19 protein-coding genes and 1 pseudogene are annotated in these 22,045 nt (G+C 62.2%); 13 read left to right on the top strand and 7 right to left on the bottom strand.

What is annotated here, in order from left to right:
* Positions 1-328 precede the first annotated feature (328 nt).
* The gene (locus GEV37_RS10140) at positions 329-2,227 is read right to left on the bottom strand and encodes a DNA cytosine methyltransferase (RefSeq protein WP_422822637.1); all 1,899 of its coding nucleotides are present in this window, start codon (positions 2,225-2,227) and stop codon (positions 329-331) included.
* Between GEV37_RS10140 and GEV37_RS10135 the strand changes: the two genes are divergently transcribed.
* Both GEV37_RS10135 and GEV37_RS10130 read left to right on the top strand, forming a co-directional pair.
* Positions 2,129-2,554, top strand: coding sequence for a very short patch repair endonuclease (locus tag GEV37_RS10135; RefSeq protein WP_422822635.1), 426 nt, complete (start codon positions 2,129-2,131; stop codon positions 2,552-2,554). The two genes, GEV37_RS10140 and GEV37_RS10135, sit on opposite strands and share 99 nt — an antisense overlap.
* Before the next feature lie 420 nt (positions 2,555-2,974).
* The gene (locus tag GEV37_RS10130) at positions 2,975-5,074 is read left to right on the top strand and encodes a putative bifunctional diguanylate cyclase/phosphodiesterase (protein WP_227390115.1); all 2,100 of its coding nucleotides are present in this window, start codon (positions 2,975-2,977) and stop codon (positions 5,072-5,074) included.
* Between the two features lie 111 nt (positions 5,075-5,185).
* On the opposite strand, the pseudogene GEV37_RS10125 reads toward GEV37_RS10130, so the two are convergent.
* Positions 5,186-5,614, bottom strand: a pseudogene (locus tag GEV37_RS10125) (HipA domain-containing protein); the annotation flags it as partial.
* 87 nt (positions 5,615-5,701) lie between these two features.
* A complete protein-coding gene (locus GEV37_RS10120; protein WP_227390114.1) occupies positions 5,702-5,995 on the bottom strand; it encodes a helix-turn-helix domain-containing protein in 294 nt (97 codons plus the stop codon).
* Between the two features lie 315 nt (positions 5,996-6,310).
* Between GEV37_RS10120 and GEV37_RS10115 the strand changes: the two genes are divergently transcribed.
* Positions 6,311-7,186: a pirin family protein gene (locus GEV37_RS10115; protein WP_227390113.1), complete on the top strand. Its 876-nt coding sequence runs from the start codon at positions 6,311-6,313 to the stop codon at positions 7,184-7,186.
* Between the two features lie 10 nt (positions 7,187-7,196).
* Here GEV37_RS10115 and GEV37_RS10110 read toward each other — a convergent pair whose 3' ends face one another.
* Complete coding sequence (locus GEV37_RS10110; RefSeq protein ID WP_227390112.1) at positions 7,197-7,808, bottom strand: DNA-3-methyladenine glycosylase family protein; 612 nt, start codon at positions 7,806-7,808, stop codon at positions 7,197-7,199.
* A 187-nt stretch (positions 7,809-7,995) separates the two neighbouring features.
* Here GEV37_RS10110 and GEV37_RS10105 point away from each other — a divergent pair, with 187 nt between their 5' ends.
* Together GEV37_RS10105 and GEV37_RS10100 are read left to right on the top strand one after the other, a co-directional pair.
* A complete protein-coding gene (locus GEV37_RS10105; protein ID WP_227390111.1) occupies positions 7,996-9,192 on the top strand; it encodes an MFS transporter in 1,197 nt (398 codons plus the stop codon).
* Between the two features lie 127 nt (positions 9,193-9,319).
* Positions 9,320-9,571 (top strand): hypothetical protein, encoded by a 252-nt coding sequence (locus GEV37_RS10100; protein WP_227390110.1) that lies wholly within the window; start codon positions 9,320-9,322, stop codon positions 9,569-9,571.
* A 25-nt stretch (positions 9,572-9,596) separates the two neighbouring features.
* Here GEV37_RS10100 and GEV37_RS10095 read toward each other — a convergent pair whose 3' ends face one another.
* Positions 9,597-10,292 (bottom strand): extensin-like domain-containing protein, encoded by a 696-nt coding sequence (locus GEV37_RS10095; RefSeq protein ID WP_227390109.1) that lies wholly within the window; start codon positions 10,290-10,292, stop codon positions 9,597-9,599.
* A 150-nt stretch (positions 10,293-10,442) separates the two neighbouring features.
* Here GEV37_RS10095 and gmk point away from each other — a divergent pair, with 150 nt between their 5' ends.
* The 4 genes from gmk (at position 10,443) to GEV37_RS10075 (ending at position 14,103) form a co-directional block, all read left to right on the top strand.
* Positions 10,443-11,075, top strand: a complete 633-nt coding sequence (gene gmk, locus GEV37_RS10090) for a guanylate kinase (protein WP_227390108.1) — start codon at positions 10,443-10,445, stop codon at positions 11,073-11,075.
* A gap of 88 nt (positions 11,076-11,163) precedes the next feature.
* Positions 11,164-11,421 carry a DNA-directed RNA polymerase subunit omega gene (rpoZ, locus tag GEV37_RS10085; protein WP_227390107.1) on the top strand — a complete coding sequence of 86 codons (258 nt, stop codon included), beginning with the start codon at positions 11,164-11,166 and terminating at the stop codon, positions 11,419-11,421.
* Between the two features lie 30 nt (positions 11,422-11,451).
* Entirely contained in the window at positions 11,452-13,584 is a 2,133-nt protein-coding gene (spoT, locus tag GEV37_RS10080; RefSeq protein WP_227390106.1) for a bifunctional GTP diphosphokinase/guanosine-3',5'-bis pyrophosphate 3'-pyrophosphohydrolase, read from the top strand.
* Positions 13,585-13,713: 129 nt separating this feature from the next.
* A complete protein-coding gene (locus GEV37_RS10075; RefSeq protein WP_227390105.1) occupies positions 13,714-14,103 on the top strand; it encodes a RidA family protein in 390 nt (129 codons plus the stop codon).
* 98 nt (positions 14,104-14,201) lie between these two features.
* On the opposite strand, the gene GEV37_RS10070 is transcribed toward GEV37_RS10075, so the two are convergent.
* The gene (locus tag GEV37_RS10070) at positions 14,202-15,083 is read right to left on the bottom strand and encodes an SDR family oxidoreductase (RefSeq protein ID WP_227390104.1); all 882 of its coding nucleotides are present in this window, start codon (positions 15,081-15,083) and stop codon (positions 14,202-14,204) included.
* A gap of 149 nt (positions 15,084-15,232) precedes the next feature.
* Here GEV37_RS10070 and GEV37_RS10065 point away from each other — a divergent pair, with 149 nt between their 5' ends.
* Positions 15,233-16,144, top strand: a complete 912-nt coding sequence (locus GEV37_RS10065) for a hydrogen peroxide-inducible genes activator (RefSeq protein ID WP_227390103.1) — start codon at positions 15,233-15,235, stop codon at positions 16,142-16,144.
* A complete protein-coding gene (recG, locus tag GEV37_RS10060) occupies positions 16,141-18,219 on the top strand; it encodes an ATP-dependent DNA helicase RecG (RefSeq protein WP_264477741.1) in 2,079 nt (692 codons plus the stop codon). Before GEV37_RS10065 ends, recG begins: the two co-directional genes overlap by 4 nt.
* Before the next feature lie 2 nt (positions 18,220-18,221).
* Here the strand turns inward: recG and yccS are convergent, their stop codons facing one another.
* A complete protein-coding gene (yccS, locus tag GEV37_RS10055) occupies positions 18,222-20,411 on the bottom strand; it encodes a YccS family putative transporter (protein WP_227390101.1) in 2,190 nt (729 codons plus the stop codon).
* Between the two features lie 327 nt (positions 20,412-20,738).
* Here yccS and GEV37_RS10050 point away from each other — a divergent pair, with 327 nt between their 5' ends.
* Together GEV37_RS10050 and GEV37_RS10045 are read left to right on the top strand one after the other, a co-directional pair.
* Positions 20,739-21,557: a DUF3100 domain-containing protein gene (locus GEV37_RS10050; RefSeq protein WP_227390100.1), complete on the top strand. Its 819-nt coding sequence runs from the start codon at positions 20,739-20,741 to the stop codon at positions 21,555-21,557.
* Complete coding sequence (locus tag GEV37_RS10045; RefSeq protein WP_227390099.1) at positions 21,547-22,041, top strand: hypothetical protein; 495 nt, start codon at positions 21,547-21,549, stop codon at positions 22,039-22,041. Before GEV37_RS10050 ends, GEV37_RS10045 begins: the two co-directional genes overlap by 11 nt.
* Positions 22,042-22,045 lie beyond the last annotated feature (4 nt).

Here is a 22,045-nt window from a genome sequence, read left to right as displayed (position 1 = left end):
TAAAAATAGAGCTCGAAAATCTGCAATCTTGACGAGGGTAAGTGCGTGGTCTTCGTTCTTCGATGACACTTCGCAGAGGCTGAATATGGCAAAATTCTACCAATGTATGGACAGTCGGTATAAACATAGAATAGTAACGAATTTGACCGAATCCAGAAGTGCTGTGTTGTAGTGGTTAACTGATTCTCGACATCAACATAGGTGGTAAGGTGCCCCCCTTTTATAACCGAAGCGATAACTAGAAGCTCTTCAGGTGGCCATTCGAGTTCTCTAAACTGATTATAAAACTATCAGGTAGCGTAGAGAGAGCGCTCTTTAAATAGGCTTTTTAAAAAGCCCTGCAAATGTCGTCGCCTTGGCTTGATTTTACATTGATTGAGCCTGTTCTACCCCGTGCTAGGTCCAGAATTTCCATCACTTTGCCGGCAATGCACTTTGCAAGCAACGGGGGGACGGCGTTACCTACTTGCACGTACTGCTCCGTACGGTTTCCTTCAAAATAGTAATCATCCGGGAAAGTCTGAATTCGCGCTGCCTCTCGCACAGTCAGTGTTCTGCACTGCCTTGGATCATAATGGATGTAATAGTGGCCATCCTTCGAGATGTGGCTTGTGATAGTTTTGGACGGCTTGTCCTCGAGCACTACCTTGAACCTGTCGGCAAATTTGCCAGATTCCCAGTTGGCATGCCGAGGAGCAAGTGAATCGAGGTAGATTTCCTTGGAACCGATCGGCGAACGTCCCATGACCTTGGCAAAGGTTGCACAGTAGAGGTATCTGGCCAGATCCTCTTCCATATGGCTCTTGGTCTCATGGTTGTACCACAGCCCCGTCACATTTGAATCCTGAGCACCGTGGTACCATCTATCGACCTCTGTCGTCGGGCCTATAAGTCTTGGCTTTGCCTTGGGTTCATAACGCTTGCTCAGCCCTTCTAGTGGTGATTCTGCAATATCGAAAAGCTCTTGTGCGATACGCTTTCTCTGATCTGGCTTGATATGTTCACTATTGTGATGAAGCAGTTCATCTGCAACTCTGAAAGCAACCTTTCTGATCGTTTCATACCATGCTTCTGCAGAATCCTTGCGACTCAATCCGCTGCGCAGAGCCGGCAAATCAGCAAGAACAGCGCTTGCGGTCAGTTTTCCGCTATCGTCAGTCTTGGGCATCTGGAGAGTACTAGCCATCGCCTTGGGACCGACCTTTCTGACGATATCATTTCTAACCCCTACCAGGATTACACGATGTCTGGCCTGGGGGATGCCATGATCTTCGGCTTTTACTATGAACGCGTTGTATTCCTCTTCTTCGAGGAGTAAGGGGGAATTGAAAAGCCCCGTATTTTTCGGAAAGTACACGCTATCGTTTTTCAAAGAGAATATCGTGTACCCTTCTTTTCCAAAGGAGGTTTTTGCTTGGCCTTCTTCACCAGTCGCTACTGTGGGATCCGAGAGATCTGTCAGTATCTGACCGAATATCCGTTCCTTGCCCACTCGTGATGTCAGTATTCCCCTTACATTTTCCATGACAAATACTGCTGGCCTGAACTTGGCGATCACGCTCAGGTACTCACGGTATAGAAAATGGCGGGCATCGTCCTCGGGTCGGTAATTTTTGTTGCCGCGGTTACGTACCCTGCCAACGACCGAATATGCCTGGCAAGGTGGCCCGCCTATCAACACCAAGTTCTCATCGCCAGAAACCTTTTCTCTCAAGCGCTTCTCGAGAGCCAAGTTGCCATCATTACTGCCTAACTCCAGGCAAAGAGCTTCTTCTCCGGCCTGCTCCCAGAGTTTCGGCATGCTGACAGAGGGATGTTCGCCTCCTTGCAAGTAGTCGTAGTACGCTGACATGCCCATGCCGCTATTCTGAAGAAGTCGATAGAATGCTCTAAGTGTCAGCGTGCGATGGGCAGCAGGATCCTTCTCCACTGATACTAGTGTCTTGAATTGACGACTTCCGTCATTTTGCCTGATCGAGCTGAAACCTTCCCCCAGGCCTCCAGGTCCTGCAAAAAGGTCAACTACATGAATCGGCTGCGTCATCAATGAAAACCTGCAATACGTTTTTGAAAAATGAGAGTAGTGATAAAGATGGCTGATGTTGTTGATCGTTCCACACGTTCCCGCATGATGCGCTCTATAAAAGGGCGTGATACCCGACCGGAAATCATGCTGCGCAAATACCTCCATGCCTGTGGATATCGATTCAGGCTGCATCGCAAGGATCTGCCAGGCTCCCCTGATCTCGTCTTGCCCCGCCATGACCTCGCTATTTTCGTGCATGGATGCTTCTGGCACAGGCATGCTGGCTGTTTCTACACTACAATGCCTGGCTCAAGAGTTGCATTCTGGCAAGCCAAATTCGAGGCTAATATTCACCGTGATCAAAAGGCGTACAAGAACCTGCAGCAGATGGGGTGGCGAATTCTCGTCGTGTGGGAGTGTGGTTTCAAGCACAATCATGACAGGGTTTCTGAAATTGCCGACTTGATCCAGACTCAAGGGCAGTATCAAGAATGGCCACCTCAACCGCCTCGATCCCGTTCTGGCTAACCGATGTCCGTACCGCTTTGAGTTGCATATCATACCAGGTTATCTCAATCGCGGTAGGGTAGCCGATCAGCATACATCGTTCTGTCCAATTTCTCTCGTTTGTCTGATGTGTAAATGCTCAAAACAGATAAGCAAGGCATTCGCCGCCCAACGAGCTCGATTGCTCGCGGGTGCATGCCGAGCACGACCATCTCTTTCGCCTGTTCAATTTCCGCAAAGGGCCCAAGCTTTTCTTTCTGCAAGGGGATCGTCGCGAGCGGCTGTGGCTGGAGCCGGATAGCTTCAGGGCCGGGGTACGCTGAAGCCATGTGGCAAGAAGGGATCAGGAATCTCATCACCTGCCGTTTGCTATAATCCTTCCACAGGATTAAGTTGACCTCAGTTCTTCGTTCATAAGCCGGAATTCGGTACGCACGCCCCATGCACGATCATCATGCCTCCTACAACCTGGCCTTGGTGCTGCTCTCTTTCGGTATCGCGACCATCGCTTCCTTTACCGCGCTGGATCTGGCGGGCCGGGTGCGTGCCAGTACGGGATGGGTCAGCCATCTGTGGCTGGCCGGCGGGGCCTTCGCGATGGGGACCGGCATCTGGGCGATGCACTTCATCGGCATGCTCGCCATGGAGATGGGGGCCAACGTCGCCTACGGTCTGTCGCTGACAGTGGTGTCGCTGATCGCGGCGATCGCCACCTCCGCCATCGCCTTGGTCGTCGTACAGCGAGGACGATTGACGCTGGCGCGACTGGGGGGCGGGGCGCTGGTGATGGGCGGTGGAGTGTGCTTGATGCACTACGTCGGCATGGAGGCGATGCACATCGACGGGCGGCTGCGCTACGTACCGTCACTGTTTGCCGTTTCGGTGCTCATCGCGGTCTCCGCCTCGGCCGCGGCGCTGTGGCTCGTCTTTCGCCTGAATCGGTCGCGCCGCTCGCCGCTTTGGCAGCGGCTGGTGGCGGCGGTGATCATGGCGGTGGGCATTTCCGGCATGCATTACACCGGCATGGCGGCGGCGGTCTACCCCCCCGGTGCGGTATTGCTCGAAAGCGGTGGGCTTTCGGCGCAGCAGCTGGCGGTGAGCGTGGCGCTGGTGTCCACCTGCATCATGCTGGCGGCGCTGCTGATCTCGTTGTTCGATGCCCACATGACCTCGCGCAATGCGCAGCTGGCGGCATCGCTTCAGGCGGCCAATACCGAGCTCAAGCAGATGATCTACCGCGATGCCCTCACCCAACTGCCCAACCGGCTACTGCTGGAGGAGCGCCTGGAGGAGCAGTTGGCGGGTTCGGCGACCTTTGCGCTGTTCTTCGTCGACCTCGATCGTTTCAAGCAGGTCAACGATACGCTCGGCCATCACGTGGGTGATCAGTTGATTCGACAGGCGGCGGATCGACTGCGTGCTGCGGTGCGCGAGAGTGACACCGTCGCACGAGTCGGCGGCGACGAGTTCATCGTGCTGCTGGGAGAAAGCAGCGGGCGCGAGGAGGCCGACACGCTCGCCCGGCGGCTGGTGAGTACGCTGGACAACCCGTTTCAGATCGGCTCGAGCGTGGTCAAGGTTTCGACCAGCGTGGGCATCAGCCTCTACCCGGACGATGGTCGGGACAAGCACGCGCTGATGATTCACGCCGATGCCGCCATGTACGCCGCCAAGCGGCTGGGGCGCAACACCTATCAGTTCTTCGAGCCCGACATGACCTCCATCGAGGAGCGACGCATCAAGCTCGAGCGCCGGCTGCGCCTGGCGCTCGACAGCGACACGCTGGATCTGGCCTACCAGCCCAAGGTCGAGGTCGAGAGCGGGCGTATCACTGGCGTCGAGGCACTGCTGCGCTGGAAGGATGACGAGCTCGGCATCGTCGAGCCCAGCGAGATCATCCCTCTGGCCGAGGATACCGGGCTGATCCTGCCGCTCGGCGAATGGGTGTTGCACACCGCCTGCCGCTACGCCCAGCGCTGGCATGAGGAGACCGGGCAGGCACTGTTCATCTCGGTGAACATCTCGGCCATCCAGCTCAACAGCCGCCATTTCGTCGAGACGGTCAAGAAGCTGCTGGCGGACACCGGCCTGACGCCCACCTGCCTCGAGCTTGAGCTCACCGAAAGTGCCCTGGTGCTCAACCCGGACATCGCACTGGAAGCCCTCAACGAGCTTCGCGCCTTGGGGATCGCGATCTCGATCGACGACTTCGGCACCGGCTACTCCAACCTCGCCCAGCTGCGCCGCTTTCCCATCGACCGTCTCAAGATCGACCGCGCCTTCATGGCCCACGCCGTCACCGACGCCCAGGACGCCGCCATCGTCAAGGCGGTGGTGGCGCTGGCACAGAGCCTCGACCTGCAGGTGGTGGCCGAGGGCGTCGAGAACGAGCAGCAACTGGCCCTGATCAGCCAGCTCCACAGCCACGAATACCAAGGATACCTGTTCAGCGAAGCGCTCTCCGGCGAGGAGCTCAAGCGGTTCTGGGCGGCGCATGCGTCACGCGGCCAGGCGGTCGACCCTTCTGACGAGGGACGATGAATCCTGGCGACTGATGGGCTGGCAGCATCGCGGCTTGGAAAAACTAAACTTTCTTCTCGGCACATCGAATACCTGATTGGATCAACGGGCGAGTAACCCCTTGTTGTCTTGTCACGTCTGGTTCAACTGCCGAGTCATCAGCGCCACCGTGCCGGCTTTCACCCCCAACTCTTTTGCCGTGTCAGGAAACGTACTGAGCACGTTGACGATTTCCTGGACGTGCGGCTGGGCCTGTTTCCAGGTCGAGAAACCGGCATGCGTTGCCAACTGCTGAATCGCTTTGAGCGGCGGCTGTTTGCCGTGGCCTGCAAAGGCGGTGGCATGTTCTGCGAAGGGCTAAGGGCTGAACGTCACGTCATAGAAGGGCGCGGGTTGCCACTGGCCCTGGTCGTTTTGCAAGAACGCCCAGTTCTTGCTGTGATCATCCTGGTTGCAGGCAAACAGGTTGAATAGCGCGCGCCGGAACTGAAGCTGGCCAACGGCGGGGGATTTACACAGTTGGCGGCTGGCCTTGATCAGGTCGGCGTAATCCAGGAAAACATCCCTTGGCGGTTTTGCGCCAATACGCCCACAGCGACCTGTTCACCGGTCGATAGTGTGCGTGTCACGTTGAGCCGCTGTAGTGGCTTAAAAGCCATGTTTGAGTACCTCCTCAATCGAGGAGGGCGGACTTGCGCTGTTCGCGTCGTGCTGAGTCAGCGCATATAGCCGCGACAGTTCATCAAGGCTCTGCCAGAGCAACAGCAGCTGACGAAACGATATCTGACCGGTCGTTTCGAACTTCTTGATCGTGGGGGCAGGCACGCTGCTGCGTTCGGCCAGCGCCGCACGGGATAACTTGGCCTCTTCACGCAGCCGACGCAGATGCGCGGCAAAGGCCTGCTGTACATCGGCATCGTCCAGCAACAGTAAAGAAGGCATGATGCTCACCATTTTAGATATAATGGTATCTATATTTCTTATTTATACGCTTTATTGGATACCATTATATCTTCTTTGATATTGGTTTGCATGGCCGGTTCACGTCTGTATTCTCGACAGTTCCAGAATGAGAAGTTGCCGCGTTGCTTTCATCTCGAGCAGCGAAATATTGGAGCGGATACTTGACGCCCTGGCAGCTTTCGCAGCACCTGATCGACATCAACGGTTTACTTCAACGAAGCGGCGGAAATTATTCGCTCCCCAATCGCCACGCCGGGTTTTAAGCTGACAGCCTACTGGAGAAAGGAGCGATTCATGTCCACCTCGAACATCGATACCCCGCGCCGCGTCATTCGCCAGCACCCGGCCCGCCGCGACGATATCGGCGATCTCGTCACGCGGCGGCCGCTGCCGGGCCCCGGGCTCGATCAGCTCGATCCGTTCCTGTTTCTGAACCACCATGGTCCGCAGGTGTATCCGGCGGGCAACCAGGGCCTGCCCTTCGGGCCGCACCCGCATCGCGGTTTCGAGACGGTGACGTTCATTCTGAAGGGCTCGCTCGCCCACGCCGACAGCGCCGATCACCAGAGCGTGATTCACGCAGGCGGCGTGCAGTGGATGACGGCGGGCAGCGGTATCGTCCACGCCGAGGTATCACCGCCGGAATTTCTGCGCGACGGCGGGCCGCTGGAAATCCTGCAGCTCTGGATCAATCTGCCCTCGAAACTCAAGATGAGCGCGCCGCACTACGTCGGCCTGCAACAGGACGATATTCCCGCAATTCCCCTTGCCGGTGGCGTCGAGCTGAACCTGATCGCCGGACAGTGGGAAAGCCTTCAGGGCCCCATCGATACACTGACCGGCGTGTTCATGTCCACGCTGACGCTTGCCGCCGGCAGTCGCGAGACGCTGCCCGTGGCACCAGGGCGGCAGGTATTTCTTTACGTGGTGGAGGGTGATGTGAGCGTGGGCGGCGAGCCGGTGAAGGCCTGGCACCTGATCGAGCTTGACCGTGAGGGCGGCCATGTAGAACTCGAGGCATCGAGTGAGGCGCGGCTGATCTTCGGTCATGGGGATGTGCTCGACGAGCCGGTTTACTCCCACGGCCCCTTCGTGATGACCACCCGGGATGAAATCGTCAAGGCGGTCGAGGATTACCAGGCGGGCAAGTTCGGCGGGCTGAACGCCTGACAAAGGATAGTCATAGCGGCTCGCCGCGATAGTAGTGCCACAGAAACAGCGAGCCCACGCTCTTCCAGGGCGCCCAGTGTTCCACCATCTGGCGCGCCTGTTTGGGCGTGGGTTTGTCGTCCATTCTTTTCAGCCGGCCCAATGCGACCCGCAGGGCCAAGTCGTCTGCCGGGAAGACGTCCGGGCGTCCGAGTGAGAACATCAGGTAAATCTCGGCGCTCCAGCGGCCGAAGCCTCTAAGGGCGGTAATAGCGGCGATCACCTCCTCATCGCTCAAGTGCTCGAGCCCGTCGGCGCTGAACGTGCCGGCAAGTTCCGCTTCGGCGAGCTCCTTGGCGTACTCGATCTTGCGCCAGGAGAGTCCGGCGTCGCGCAGTGCCTGGCCCTCTATCTCGCTCACCGCCTGGGCATGGAGCTCGGGGAGCACGGCATTGACGCGCCCCATGATCGCCCGTGCCGCCTCGACGGAGAGCTGCTGGCTGACGATGGTCGAGAAGAAGGTGGGAAAGCCCCGCTCGCGCTGGCGTGAAGGGGGCGCGCCGACCTGGGGCAGGGCGCGGGCGATATCGGGGTCGGCCTGGGTCAGGTCGTGCAGAGCCTGGGCAATGGTATCCGGTGTCATGAAGCGGTACTCACTCGGTGCTATCGTGTCAAATCAGCTTTCAACCTAGCAGGAAATGAGCCGCGACGGGGCGTGTCGCCCGCCCGCTTTCTGATGGCGCGGCTTTATACTTTCGTCTACTTTTGCGATCATCCGACGTAATCGAGTCGATATTCATTCGGGTGCTTCGGCGCCCATGGAGTCAAGTGTGCAAGAGTCTTCTCAAGGCCAAGCGCGTAGCCCGCGCTTGGCCGAATTTTCGTTAGCGCTGGGTGGTTTCGGTATCGGTACCAGCGAGTTCGTCATCATGGGCTTGATGAACCGTGTGGCAAGCGACCTGGCCGTCTCGGAGCCCCAGGTGGGCTACGCGATCAGCAGCTACGCGCTTGGCGTAGTGGTGGGCGCGCCGATCATCTCGGCGCTGGCGGCGCGGGTGCCCAAGCGGGCGCTGTTGATCGTGCTGATGCTGGTGTTCGCCGTGGGCAACATCGCCAGTGCGATGGCGCCGGGATTCTGGTCCTTCGTGGGCCTGCGCTTTCTGGCCGGACTGCCCCACGGTGCTTACTTTGGTGTGGCGGCGCTGGTGGCCGCCGGGGCGGTGCCCGTCGACCAGCGCGCGCGGGCGATCTCGCGGGTGATGCTGGGGCTGACCACGGCGATCCTCGTGGGCGCGCCGCTGGGCACCTGGGCGGGCAACGTGTTCGGCTGGCAGATCGCCTTTACCGCTGTGGGTGGCATCGCCTTGCTCACCGCCTTGCTTATTCGCCTCTACGTGCCTGTACAGCCCATCAACACTCAGGCCAGCCCGAAGAAGGAGCTCAAGGCGCTGGTCGATCAGCGCGTGCTGGTGACCATCGCCATCGCATGCATCGGCTGCGGCGGCATGTTCTCCATTTTCAGCTACGTCATGCCGACCTTGACGCGCCAGGCAGGCATGAGCGAGGCGTTCGGCCCGCTGGTGCTGGTAATCTTCGGCATCGGCTCGATCATCGGCAATCTGGTGGGCGGGCGCATGGCGGACCGGAACCTGATGCGGGCGATTCCACGCATCCTGATCTGGTGTGCGGTGATCCAGGGGCTCTATTTCGTCGCTGCCAACAACGTCTGGACGGGACTTCTTTGCGTGGGCCTGGTGGGTACCTGCATGGCGCTGGCGCCGTCGCTGCAGACGCGCTTGATGGACGTAGCCGGCGACGCCCAGACCATGGCGGCCTCGCTCAACCACGCCGCGTTCAACGGCGCCAACGCGCTGGGGGCCTGGCTTGCGGGACTGGCGATCAGCGCAGGTCTGCCTTGGTCGAGCACCGGTCTTGTCGGCACGGGGCTGGCCCTTTGCGGGCTCTTGATCTTCTGGTGGGGCCGTGTGCTCGAAAAGCGCAGCGACCCCGAGACGAGTACCGCCTGACTCGGGCGCATGAACGCCGGCAAGCGCTTTTCGCAACTTAGGTTAAACCAGCGTTGACGCGATTAAAGTGGCAAAGGCGGGTAATTCTTCCTAGGGTATAAGAGTGCAAACCATAAGGAGGTGACCCATGCATACTCAGCTTTTGAAAACTTCTCGCGTTGTGACCCTGGGCGCAATCACCGCCGCCATGCTGGTATTGGCGGGCTGTGGCTCGACCACCGGCGAGCGTGCCACCAGCGGTGCCGGCCTCGGCGCGGCGGTAGGTGCCGGTACGGCAGCGGCGACGGGTGGCAGCATCGGTGGCGGTGCGATTCTGGGCGCTGGTGCGGGTGCCGCAGCTGGCGCGCTGACCGACAAAGACGATATCAACCTCGAGTGATCGCTTCCAGCGACCGCGGGATCGCTTAGCTACATAATCGGTAGCCGCGCATGCCCATGTGAAAGTGATCGGCATGCGCGGTGTTGTAGTCCGGCCCCAGCACGTTGCCGAACGTCTTGCAGGCGCCGTCTCGCGCCGCCCTGAAGAACTCTCCCGCATTCCCCTCGTCGTCCCAGTCGCTGATCAGCGATACACGCCGACCGTTTTCGAACCGAAACCCCGTGACATCCAGCGCCTCGGCGGTGGCGTGTTCGCTGCGTCGCGCGTTCTCGCGGTGGTAGACGTTGCGACACGCAAAACTTCCCACGTGATCCACCTGGCTGACCCGGCTGCCCATGATTTCCATGGCGGCGGGCTGCAGCTCGTGGCGCTCGAACATCACCCAGGCGAGCGCCATGGGGCAGGTGGCGACGAAGCTTCGGTTGAAGCGCACGCTGCTCGAATTCATGCGCACTATATTGGTCAGCGGGCAACTGGCCGTGGGGGAGTAGTCCGCCACGGCGCTGACGTCGAGTTCGCCCTCGGGTACGGTGTCGAGCGCGGCCAGGCAGCCGGCGCGGTCGTTCTCCAGGCGCTTGAGCTTGAACTTGGTGATCGGCGTGATGGGATCGTCGATGTGCAACGGCGCCCAGGGAGCCCACTGGCGCGGGATCTCGATGATGCCCTTTTGAAGCGCAACGCCGAAGGCGATCACGGCCAGCAGGAAGATCGTTGCACGCATGCTTTCTCCTCGTCGAAAGGCGGTGGTGGGGCGCGGGCGCGGCTTTTACTACAGACCCCACGGCAGGTATGCGATACTGCGCGCCATCAGCGCGGCGGCTTGCTCGGTGCGTCCGCCCACGTCAACTCTTGTCAACTAGGGAAGCGTTTCATGTCCCAGGGTACGCTGTTTATCATTTCGGCGCCGTCGGGTGCGGGTAAAACCAGCTTGGTCCGCGAGCTGATCGAGAGCGTGGACGGCATCCAGGTGTCGGTGTCCCACACCACGCGCGTGCGGCGCGAAGGCGAGGTCGACGGCGTCAACTACCATTTCTGCCAGGCGCCTGCCTTCGAGGCGATGATCGAGCGAGGCGACTTCTTCGAGCACGCGAAGGTCTTTGATAACTACTACGGCACGTCGCGTCAAGCGGCGCAGAGCCTGCTCGACGCCGGCCAGGACGTGATTCTCGAGATCGATTGGCAGGGCGCTCAGCAGGTGCGCGCCCAGATGCCGGAGGCGGTGTCGATCTTCATCCTGCCGCCGTCGCGCGCCGAGCTCGAGCGGCGCCTGTCGAGTCGCGGCACCGACGAGCACGCGGTCATCGCGCGGCGCATGCGCGACGCGGTCAGCGAGATGTCGCATTTCGACGAGTACGACTACCTGGTGGTGAACGACGATTTCACCACGGCACTGTCCGAGCTGCAGGCGCTGGTGATCAGCCGTCGCCTCACCCTCGAGGCGATGCAAAAGCGCCACGCGCCGCTGCTCGAGGCGCTCTTGTCACAGGCGCCCGGCGTCGAGTAATCTATCCGGTCCTATTACCCATTTTTCGCTCGGTCGGTAGCGGTCTTGCACACTACCGGCCCGGCGCCGTTCTCAAAGGAAAGCCCCCATGGCGCGCGTTACCGTCGAAGACTGTCTCGAAAACGTTGAAAACCGCTTCAAGCTGGTGATGATCTCCACCCAGCGTGCCCGCCAGCTCGCTCGCGGCTCTCGCGATGCTCAACTGCCCTGGGAGAACGACAAGCCCACGGTGATGGCGCTGCGCGAGATCGCCGCCGGCCTGGTCGACCATTCGGTGCTGGACGAGCCCGTCGAAGCGCCGGTGCGCGCGCGGCCCGTCGCGCCCAGCGCCCACCTCGACGACTGAGTCCAGGACTGCTGACGAGGGGCGCGGTACATGTTCACCATCGATGACCTGGCCGATCGGCTCGGCGGCTATCTACCCGCGGACGAGATCCAGCAGGTCAAACGCGCCTTCTACTACGCCGAGCAGGCCCACGACGGCCAGCGGCGCCGCTCCGGCGAGCCCTACGTCACCCATCCGCTGGCGGTAGCCAACATCCTGGCCAACATGCACATGGACCATCAGAGCCTGATGGCGGCCATGCTGCACGACGTCATCGAGGATACCGGCGTCTCCAAGCAGGCGTTGTCCGAGCAGTTCGGAAGCTCCGTGGCGGAACTGGTCGACGGCGTCTCGAAGCTGACCCAGATCACCTTCGAGGACAAGGCCGTCGCCCAGGCGGAGAACTTCCAGAAGATGGTGCTGGCGATGTCGCGCGACATCCGCGTGATCATCGTCAAGCTCGCCGACCGGCTGCACAACATGCGCACCCTCGGGGCGCTCAGACCGGACAAGAAGCGCCGCATCGCCCGGGAAACGCTCGAGATCTACGCTCGCGTAGCCGCGCGTCTGGGCATCAACACCATCCGTATCGAGCTCGAGGATCTGTCGTTCCAGGCGATCCACCCGATGCGCGCCGAGCGCATCAAGCGCGCGGTGGCCAGCGCCCGGGGCAACCGACGAAGCGCGATGCGCCAGATCCAGTCCTCGCTTCAGCAGAGCCTCGACGACGAGCAGCTCACGGGCACGGTGATCGGCCGCCAGAAGCATCTTCTGTCGATCTACAAGAAGATGCGCGACCAGCAAAAGCCGTTTGCCGAGATCATGGACGTGTTCGGGTTTCGCATCATCACCGAGGACGTGGCGAGCTGCTACCGGATTCTCGGCGTGGTGCACAACCTCTACAAGCCGGTGCCCGGGCGCTTCAAGGACTACATCGCGATTCCCAAGGCGAACGGCTACCAAAGCCTGCACACCACGCTCTTCGGCCAGCGCGGCATGCCCATCGAGGTGCAGATCCGCACCCGCGAGATGGAAGCGATGGCCAATAACGGCATCGCCGCCCACTGGCTCTACAAGGCGGGCCAGACCGCCCATCCGATCGCCGAGGGCAGCCACGCCCGGGCGCGGGCCTGGGTCAAGGGGCTTCTGGAGATGCAGCGCCACGCCGGTGATTCGCTGGAGTTCATCGAGCACGTCAAGAACGACCTGTTCCCGGACGACATCTACGTCTTCACGCCCAAGGGCGACATCATGGAGCTGCCCCAGGGCGCCACGGTGATCGACTTCGCCTACAGCGTGCATACCGACATCGGCAACAACTGCATCGCCTGCCGGATCGACCGCCACCTGGCGCCGCTCTCCACGCGCCTCGAAAGCGGCCAGACGCTGGAGATCATCACCGCCCCCGGCGCGCGTCCGAACCTCGCCTGGCTCAACTTCGTCTCCACCGCCAAGGCGCGCTCGGCGATCCGCCACGCGCTCAAGCACCAGCAGCAGTCCGAGGCGATCATGCTCGGCCGACGACTGCTCAACAAGGCGCTGGCGTCCTTCGAGACCAGCCTCGAGGAGCTCGACGAAAGCGTGTTCGAGCAAGCCTTCAAGGAGCTCGACGTGGCCTCCCTCGATGCGCTGCTGGAGTCGCTGGGCCTTGGCAATCGCATGGCCCATGTGGCCGCACGCCGCCTGGCGGACGTGGCCCAGGGCGCCCATCTCGACCAGGGCCGCCTGCAGAGCAGCGACAAGGCCGTGGTCATCAGCGGCAGCGAAGGCATGGTGCTGAGCTTCGCGCGCTGCTGCCACCCCTTGCCCGGCGACCCGGTGATGGGGCATCTCTCCGTCGGCAAGGGCCTGGTGGTGCATCGTAGCGAGTGCAGGAATCTGGCGGAGCTCAGAAACGATCCGGACAAGCTGTTCGCCCTGGAGTGGTCCGAGGAGATCGACGAGGACTTCCCGGTGGCGCTGCGCATCGAAATCGAGAGCCGTCGCGGGCTGGTAGCGGAGCTTGCGGGCCTCGTGACCGACGCCGACGCCAACATCGAGCGCATCGGCATCGAGGAGCGCGACGCCAGACTCTCCACCGTGAACCTGACCCTGTCGGTGAAAGGGCGCGTGCACCTGGCGCGCATCATGAAGCGCATTCGCAACCTGCCAAGCGTCAGCAAGATCACCCGAATAGCCAACTGATTCTTTTCGCCCGCGCACATCGAGCGCCGTTTCGACGCCGATGTGGGGCGGCATTTTTTTTTAAAATCGTTTCGACAAGATCGTTCAAAGCAAAAAGCGAAAGATACGCTTTAGTACAGGAGCAGCACCATGAGCAACAAAGCCGTCATCAATACCGACAAGGCGCCGGCCGCCATCGGTCCCTACTCCCAGGCCATCAAGGCGGGCAATACGGTGTATCTCTCCGGCCAGATCCCGCTGGACCCGGCGACCATGGCGCTGGTCGAAGGCGACATCGAAGCGCAGACCCGCCAGGTGTTCACCAACCTGCAGGCGGTGTGCGAGGAGGCGGCCGGCTCGCTTGCCGACATCGTCAAGCTCAACCTCTATCTGGTGGATCTGGACAACTTCGCCATCGTCAATCGCGTGATGGAGGAGTTCTTCAAGGCGCCTTTCCCGGCCCGCGCCGCCGTGGGCGTGCGTGCGCTGCCCAAGGGTAGTCAGGTGGAAGCCGAAGCCGTCATGGTGATCGGCGACTGAAGCGTATGACGCCGCGCTCAATGCAAAGAGCGAGCCTCGGGCTCGCTCTTTGCGTTTATGGCGCTTGAAGGATCAGGCGCGTGGTTCAGGTGCGTAGTTCAGGCGTTCTGAAGCTCGAGAAAGCCGCCCTCCTTGAGCATCTGGCGGTAGCCTTCGCGAAAGCTCGGGTAGCGGAACGCGTAGCCGGTCTCGCAGATACGGCTGTTGTCGCAGCGCTTGTTGGCACGGCGACGCAGCGGCGACTGCATGGTGCCGGTGGTTTCCGCCTTCAGCTCCTGGGCGAGCCAGCTCATGACGTTGTGCATGGTGGCGGGCTCACAGTCGCTGCCCAGGTAGAGATCGGCCAGGGATTTGCCGCTCTCCTGGCAGCGGATCAGGTGGGCGAGGATGCCGGTGCAGTCGTCGCGATGGATACGGTTGGAGTAGATCACCGGCGTCACTGCGGCCATGCGGCCCTCCTTGACCTGGTGGATCAGCCGGTCACGACCGGGGCCGTAAATACCTGAGAAACGCACCACGGTGCCGGGCAGCGGATGCTCGAGCAGCGCCTGCTCGGCTTCGCTCATCAGGGTGCCGGAGAAGCTGGTCGACTCCGTCGGGCTCAGTTCGTTGACCTCTTCGCCTTCCTGCTGGCCGTAGACGCTGGTCGAGGAGACGAAGAAGGTGCGCCGCGGCGGGGTTTCCTGCTGCTCGAGCACGCCGAGCACGCGCTTCAGGCCGTCCGGGTAGGCGCTCTTGTAGGCGCTCTCCTCGAAGCGGTCGGCGCTGACGGTATAGACAACGTAATCCGCCTGGGGCAGCGCGTCGGCGCCGGCACCTTCCAGGTCGTCGAGATCGAGCGCCAGGGGTTCGATGCCGGTGCCCTGTAGCCGATCGGCCTGGCGGCGCACGCCGATCACCCGGTGGCCCTCGTCGATGAGCTCGCGCCCCAGGGTGATGCCGATATCGCCACAGCCGATGATCAGTACAGTGAGTTTCACCTGCGCACTCCTCTTGATAAATATTCCCTATTAGATACAAAGTCCCGTTGAGATATGCCATCGTCATGGGGATTTGCTTGTCCTTGCCATCCCGTCCATCGTTTTGATGATGCGTCACGAGCCTACGAGAGGATGCCTGCCGGCACGGTATGACTTTAACAGAACTTCGCTACATCGTAACCCTTGCACAAGAGCGACACTTCGGTCGCGCCGCCGAACGCTGCCACGTTTCCCAGCCTACGCTATCGGTGGCGGTGAAAAAACTCGAGGACGAACTCGACACCCCCCTGTTCGAGCGCTCCAAGTCCACGGTACAGGTTACGCCGCTTGGCGAGAAGATCGTCATCCAGGCCCAGCGCGTGCTCGAGCAATCGAGCTTGATCTACGAGCTCGCCAGCGCCGGACGCGATCAGCTCGCCAATCCGCTGCGCATAGGCGCCATCTACACCATCGGCCCCTACCTCTTTCCGCACCTGATCCCGGCGCTGGCCAAGGTCGCCCCGCAAATGCCGCTCTACATCGAGGAGGGGCTGACCGGCACGCTCAGAAGCAAGCTTCGCAGCGGCGAGCTTGACGTGATCATCGTCGCGCTGCCGTTCACCGAGACCGACGTGGTGACCAAGGCGATCTACGACGAGGATTTCGAGGTACTGATTCCCAAGGGTCACGCCTGGGAAGCCAAGGCGGCGATCGACAAGGAGGACCTGCTCGAGGAGCGGCTCTTGCTGCTCGGCGAAGGCCACTGCTTTCGCGACCAGATCCTCGAGGCCTGCCCGGCGATCACCCAGAAGCTCAACAGCCCGAGCAATACCCTGATTGCCGAGGGCGGCTCGCTCGAGACCATCCGCCACATGGTCGCCTCCAAACTCGGCATCACGGTGCTGCCGCAGTCGGCGCTCGGCGCCGAGACCCACGAGCAGTCCCTGCTGGCGAGTCGCCCCTTCGCCGACCCCGCGCCCTCACGCACCGTGGCCATCGCCTGGCGAGCGAGCTTTCCCCGGCCCAAGGCGATCGACGCGCTGGTCGAGGCGATCGAGATGTGCAGGCGACCCGCCCCATGAACGAGCTCGACGCCCCGATCACCGAGCTCAAGGGCGTGGGCGAGGCGCTGGCGGGCAAGCTGGCCCGCCTGCAGATCGAGCGGGTGAGCGATCTGCTCTTTCATTTGCCGCTGCGCTACCAGGACCGCACCCGGCTGACGCCGATCGGCCTGTTGCGCGCCGGCAGCGAAGCGGTAGTCGAGGGCGAGGTGACCGCCTGCGATATCGTCAAGGGAAAACGGCGCAGCCTTCTGGTGCGCCTGCGCGATCAAAGCGGCATCCTGAGCCTGCGCTTTTTCCACTTCTCGCCGGCCCAGAGCCAGCAGCTGCGCCCGGGAGTCGTGCTGCGTGCCTTCGGCGAGGCGCGCGCCGGCGCCACAGGGCTCGAGATCTATCACCCGGAGTACCGCCCGGTGGGCGGGGCCGAAACCCCGGTCGAGGAGCACTACACGCCAATCTACCCGACCACCGAGGGTCTTCACCAGACCCGACTGCGGGCGCTGGCCCAGCAGGCGCTGGCGCGCCTCGAGGCTGCCCCGGAGGCACTGCCGGACATGATTCCGCCGGCGCTGGCCGAGCGTTTCCACCTGCCCGGGCTGCACGAGAGCCTGGCGCTTTTACACCAGCCGCCGCCGGAGGTGGATCTCGAACTGCTCGCCCAGGGCCGTCACCCGGCCACCCGGCGCTTGGCGCTCGAGGAGCTTCTGGCCCACCAACTGAGCCTGCGCGAGGTGCGCCTGCGCATCCAGGCCGACGGCGCCCCGCGCCTGCCCTCTGGGCGCGGCCTGCAGACCCGCTTTCTCGCCCAGCTGCCCTTCGCGCTGACCGGCGCCCAGCGCCGGGTACTCGAGGAGATCGAGCTGGATCTCGCCGAGTCCGCCCCGATGCTGCGCCTGGTGCAGGGCGACGTCGGCTCCGGCAAGACCGTGGTCGCCGCCATGGCGGCCCTCGCGGCACTGGCCGGCGGCTGTCAGGCGGCGATCATGGCGCCCACCGAGATTCTCGCCGAGCAGCACTACCGCTCCTTCAAGGCATGGTTCGAGCCGCTGGGCATCGAGGTCGCCTGGCTCGCCGGCAAGCTCAAGGGCAAGAGCCGCCTCGATGCCAAGGCGGCGATCAGCGACGGCCGGGCGCGCATGGTGGTCGGCACCCACGCGCTGTTTCAGGACGACGTTCATTTCCAGTGCCTGGGGCTTGCGATCATCGACGAGCAGCATCGCTTCGGCGTTCACCAGCGTCTGGCACTGCGCGAGAAGGGCGAGGCGGGCGGGCTGACCCCGCACCAGCTGATCATGACCGCCACACCCATTCCCCGGACGCTGGCCATGAGCGCCTACGCCGATCTCGACGTCTCGGTCATCGATGAGCTGCCGCCAGGGCGCACGCCGGTGAAGACCGTGGTGGTGTCTGACGAGCGCCGACCGGAAGTGGTCGAGCGCATCCGCCGCGCCTGCAGCGATGGTCGCCAGGCCTATTGGGTGTGTACGCTGATCGAGGAGTCCGAGGTGCTGCAGTGCCAGGCCGCCGAGGTCACTCGGGAAGAGCTGACCGAGGCACTGCCGGAGCTCGCCATCGGCCTCGTTCACGGCCGCATGAAGGCGGCGGAAAAGGCCGAGGTGATGGCGGCGTTCAAGGCGGGCGAGCTCGACCTGCTGGTCGCCACCACGGTGATCGAGGTCGGCGTGGACGTCCCCAACGCGAGTCTCATGATCATCGAAAACCCGGAGCGCCTCGGGCTTTCACAGCTGCACCAGCTGCGCGGGCGCGTGGGGCGGGGAAGCACCGAGAGCTTCTGCGTGCTGCTCTACCACCCGCCGCTCTCCAAAAGCTCGAAGGAGCGCCTGGGCGTGATGCGCGAAACCACCGACGGCTTTCGCATCGCCGAGAAGGACCTGGAAATCCGCGGCCCCGGCGAAGTCCTCGGCACCCGCCAGACCGGCCTTGCCCAGATGAAGATCGCCGATCTCGAGCGCGACAGCGACCTGCTGGAGCGCGTCACCGCACTCGCCCAGTCGCTGCAGACGGACAAGGCCGCCACCGCCGTGCTGGTACGCCGCTGGCTGGGCGAAGCCGCCGGGCGCTACGGGCAGGTGTAGGCTCAGGCGTCGGCGGGTTTTTTCTCGATCAGGCGCTGGGCACTCTCGGAAAGCGGCACCAGCTGCTCGGCGATCAGCTTGAGCTGGCTCTGGATCGGGCGGTAGAGCGTCACGGCGTTCTGCTCCTCGTCGGGGTTGGCCGGCTCGTCCAGCGCGGCCAGAAGCTCGTTCACCGGCTCGACGACAGGGGTGATCGAGCGGCGCCCGTGAAGCTCTCCAGCCATCGTCCCGAGCAGGTCGCTGATATGCCGGGCCTGGGGCATCAGAGTGGCGTCGTCCTCGCCTTCCACCAGGTGATGGCGGTGGGCGCCCAGCGCCGAAAGGTGGCTCAGCAGCGTGTTGGAGAGCACCAGAAAGCGCAGGCCGCTGTCGGCATCCTGCTTACGGTAGTGGCCCGGTTCGTGGAGGATGTTGGTCAAGAGCGTCGAGAGCGCCGCATCGGCGTTGTGGGCGTTGCGCCGCGCCAGGCGGTAGGCCAGATCATCCTGCTTGCCCTGCTCGTACTGGTGAACGATCTCGTCCAGGTAGCCGCGATGGCTCGCCAGCACCTTGGCCGCCTCACGGTATAGCCTGCGCCCCTGCCAGTCCGGCAGGATGAAGAACACCGCAAGCCCGGCGATCAGCGCGCCGATCAAGGTATCGAACAGCCGAGGCCAGATCAGATCGAAGCCGTCGCCTACCTGGTTGAAACTGCACAGCACCAGCAGCGTGATCGACGCGGTGGCGATCACGTAGTGGCGTTCACGGTTGGCGAAGAAGCACACCCCGGCGGCCACCGCGATCAGGCTCTGGATGCCGGGCTGGGGAAACAGGCTGATCGACGCCCAGCCCGCCGTGAGCCCCAGCACCGTGCCGAGGATGCGCTGGGAGAGAAAGCGTCGGGTGGTGGCGAAGTTGGGGCGGCACACGAACAGCGTGGTCAAGAGAATCCAGAACCCCTGCTCCGGGTCCAGCCACTGCAACAGCGCATAGCCTGCCATCAGCGCGGTGGAAAGGCGCACCGCGTGACGGAACGTGGGTGAGCTCAGAGTCAGGTTCAGGCGCACCCGGTTCCAGGCTTCCTTGAGGCTGCCCGGCGAACGATCGAACAGGGCGTTGTCGCGGCGATCGTCGCTGACGTCCGGGTTGTGGGCGCTGGCGATCTGACCTTCGAGCGTGGCGAGGTTGTCCGCCAGCGCGTTGAGCGGGCGAATCAGCGCGCGCCACTCCGGGCGGCCGCGATCACGCAGGTTGTCGATCGAAGCGCGCAGGTCGACCAGCGCCTGCTCGCTGAGTTCGTGATCGAAGGGTCGGTTGAGCAGAAGCGATTTCGCCAGCTGGCGGCACGCTCGGCCCTGCTGGTCCAGAAGCCGCTGGCAGCGAAACAGCACGTCGTGATGGAAGAACGCCTCGGTCAGCGCGCTGTAGGGGTAGTGGGTGGAGCTTGCCCGCTCGTGGATGTCCTGGGCGATGAAGTAGATGCGCAGGTAGCGGTTGAGCTTTGCGCTTCCGCGCTGGCCCTCCAGGCGGCGAAAGATCATCTCCTTGGCCTGGTTGAGCGCGGCCACCACCTGGCCGTTCTGGCGCGCCAGTGCCACCCGGCGCGCCTCCACGTCCACCCCGCGCACCGGCTCGAACAGCGCGGATTTCAGGATCAGGAACTCGCCCAGCGTCTTGTAGACCCGCGCCATGCTCTGCTTGACCGGCTGACGGGAGAACAGCGCGCACCAGATCACCGAGATCAGCCCGTACCAGGCCGCACCGCCCAGCAGCAGAAGCTGGCGCGAGGCGACGTCCGCGTCCACGCCGCCGTGCTGCTCGATATTGATCATCGAGTAGATTGAGAGAATCAGCGTACCCGAGGCGATGGTGGCGTAGCGCTGGCCGATGGCGCCGAGCATGATCAGCGTGAAGGCGGAAACCCCGAGGCCGAGTGCGAACAGCCACGGCCAGGGAAACAGCCACTGCACGATGAAGGAGGCCGAGGCAAAGCACGCAAGCGTCACGGCGAGCGCCTGAAGACGGCCCTGCCAGCTGTCGTCGGTTTCCGACAGCGCGCAGGCGATGATGCCCAGAAAGAGTGGAATGACCAGCCCTACGTCGCCTTCAAACGCGCTCAGCGCCAGCGCCCCGCTGAAGGCGATGAACACGCGCAGGCTGTAGGCGAATTTATCCAGGGTCCACAGGCGACGCAGCGGCAGGGCGATGGGCATAGTGTCTCTTCGTTGGAATTTTAGACTTTAGTATAACAACGTTGGCGCGCAGCTGACCACGGCGGTCGGCGTCGCGATCGCATGATCGATGCCTGGCGCGCATGCAGGCGCCAGTCTAGCCGATTCTTCATCATTGACGCGGCTAGGTGGGTCGGGCGAAGCGCTCGCACTGTTCCTGCCATTGACGCATTTTGACGCTATTGGTGATTTTGTTATTAATAATCAGTTGCTTGTTTTGTGTTCTAAAATTCAGGCCACTAAATCTCTATGATTGAAACGAGCAACTTTTGATACTCGACGAGATTCCAAAAAAAACAGGAACACCCGATGAACTTACAACTATTGCTCAACTGGCGTCTTCACCTGGCGGTGATCCTTACGTCAATGTTGTCGGAATATATCGGCATCATACGCATCCCGATGGGGCCGGGAACCCTTCTGCTGCTGCCGCTTCTCTATGCCTTCGTGATCGGCGTGCTGTTCAACCCACATCTTTTCAAGGTCATGGGCAAGGTCATTCCCCAGCCGGTCAGCCAGGCGGCAGGTCCGCTGATTCTTATTGCCATTCTTCCTTTCATTGCCAAGTTCGGTTCCACCATCGGCCCGGCCATCGAACAGATCGTGGCTGCCGGGCCCGCGCTGATTCTCCAGGAGCTGGGCAATCTCGGCACGATGATCATCGCACTTCCCTTCGCGGTACTGGTACTCAAGATGGGCCGCGAGGCGATCGGAGCGACCTACTCCATCGCCCGGGAGCCCAACATCGCGATCATCTCCGACCGTTATGGCCTGCGAAGCCCGGAAGGCATCGGCATCATGGGCGTCTATGTCGTGGGGACCATGTTCGGCACCCTCTATTTCGCGCTCATGGCGGGCTACATCGCCTCGCTGGACATTCTGGACGTGCGAGCGCTCGCCATGGCCTGCGGCGTGGGAAGCGGCAGCATGGTGGCCGCCTGCTCCGCAGCGCTGGCGGAAGCGGTCCCCAGCGCGCGTGACGAGCTGCTCGCCTTCGCCGGGGCGAGCAATCTGCTGACCTATGCGACCGGACTCTATATCTCGCTGTTCGTTGCATTGCCGGTCACCGAATGGATGTACAAGCGGCTGGCCCGCCGTTCTTCACCGGAGGTGCGTCATGAAGGCTAACGAAACGACGGTAGATCATTTCGATACCGACTCCCTCAAGGAGCTGCGCCCCGAGAATCAACTGCCCAAGACGGTGTTGATCCTGGCGGTGGTGTGCGTGGCGGCCTGGTTCAGCAACACGGTCAACGGCGCGCCGCTGCTGGAGGCGCTGCCGGGCATGCTGATTCTCTACGTGATGGTAGTGATCGGTCTGGTGGTCGGGCGCCTGTGCCCCTTCTATCTGCCCAGCGTGGCCTGGGTATCGCTGATCAGCATCATCGCGACGCTGCCCTCCTTTCCTGGCAGTGAGTGGATCGTCGCCCAGCTTGCCGAGGTAAACTTTCTCGCGGTGGTCACGCCGGTACTGGCCTATGCAGGTCTGGCGCTGACCGGGCGAGAGTTCACCATGTTCCGCCAGACCGGCTGGAAGCTGGTGCTGGTGGCGCTGCTGGTCTTCACCGGCACCTTCGTTGGCTCGGCCATCGTCGCTCACCTGCTGCTGTGAGGAA

Origin of the sequence: Vreelandella malpeensis (genome assembly GCF_020622355.1) — a bacterium.
GTDB lineage: Bacteria > Pseudomonadota > Gammaproteobacteria > Pseudomonadales > Halomonadaceae > Vreelandella > Vreelandella malpeensis.
This window is presented reverse-complemented; position numbering and strand designations above follow the sequence as displayed.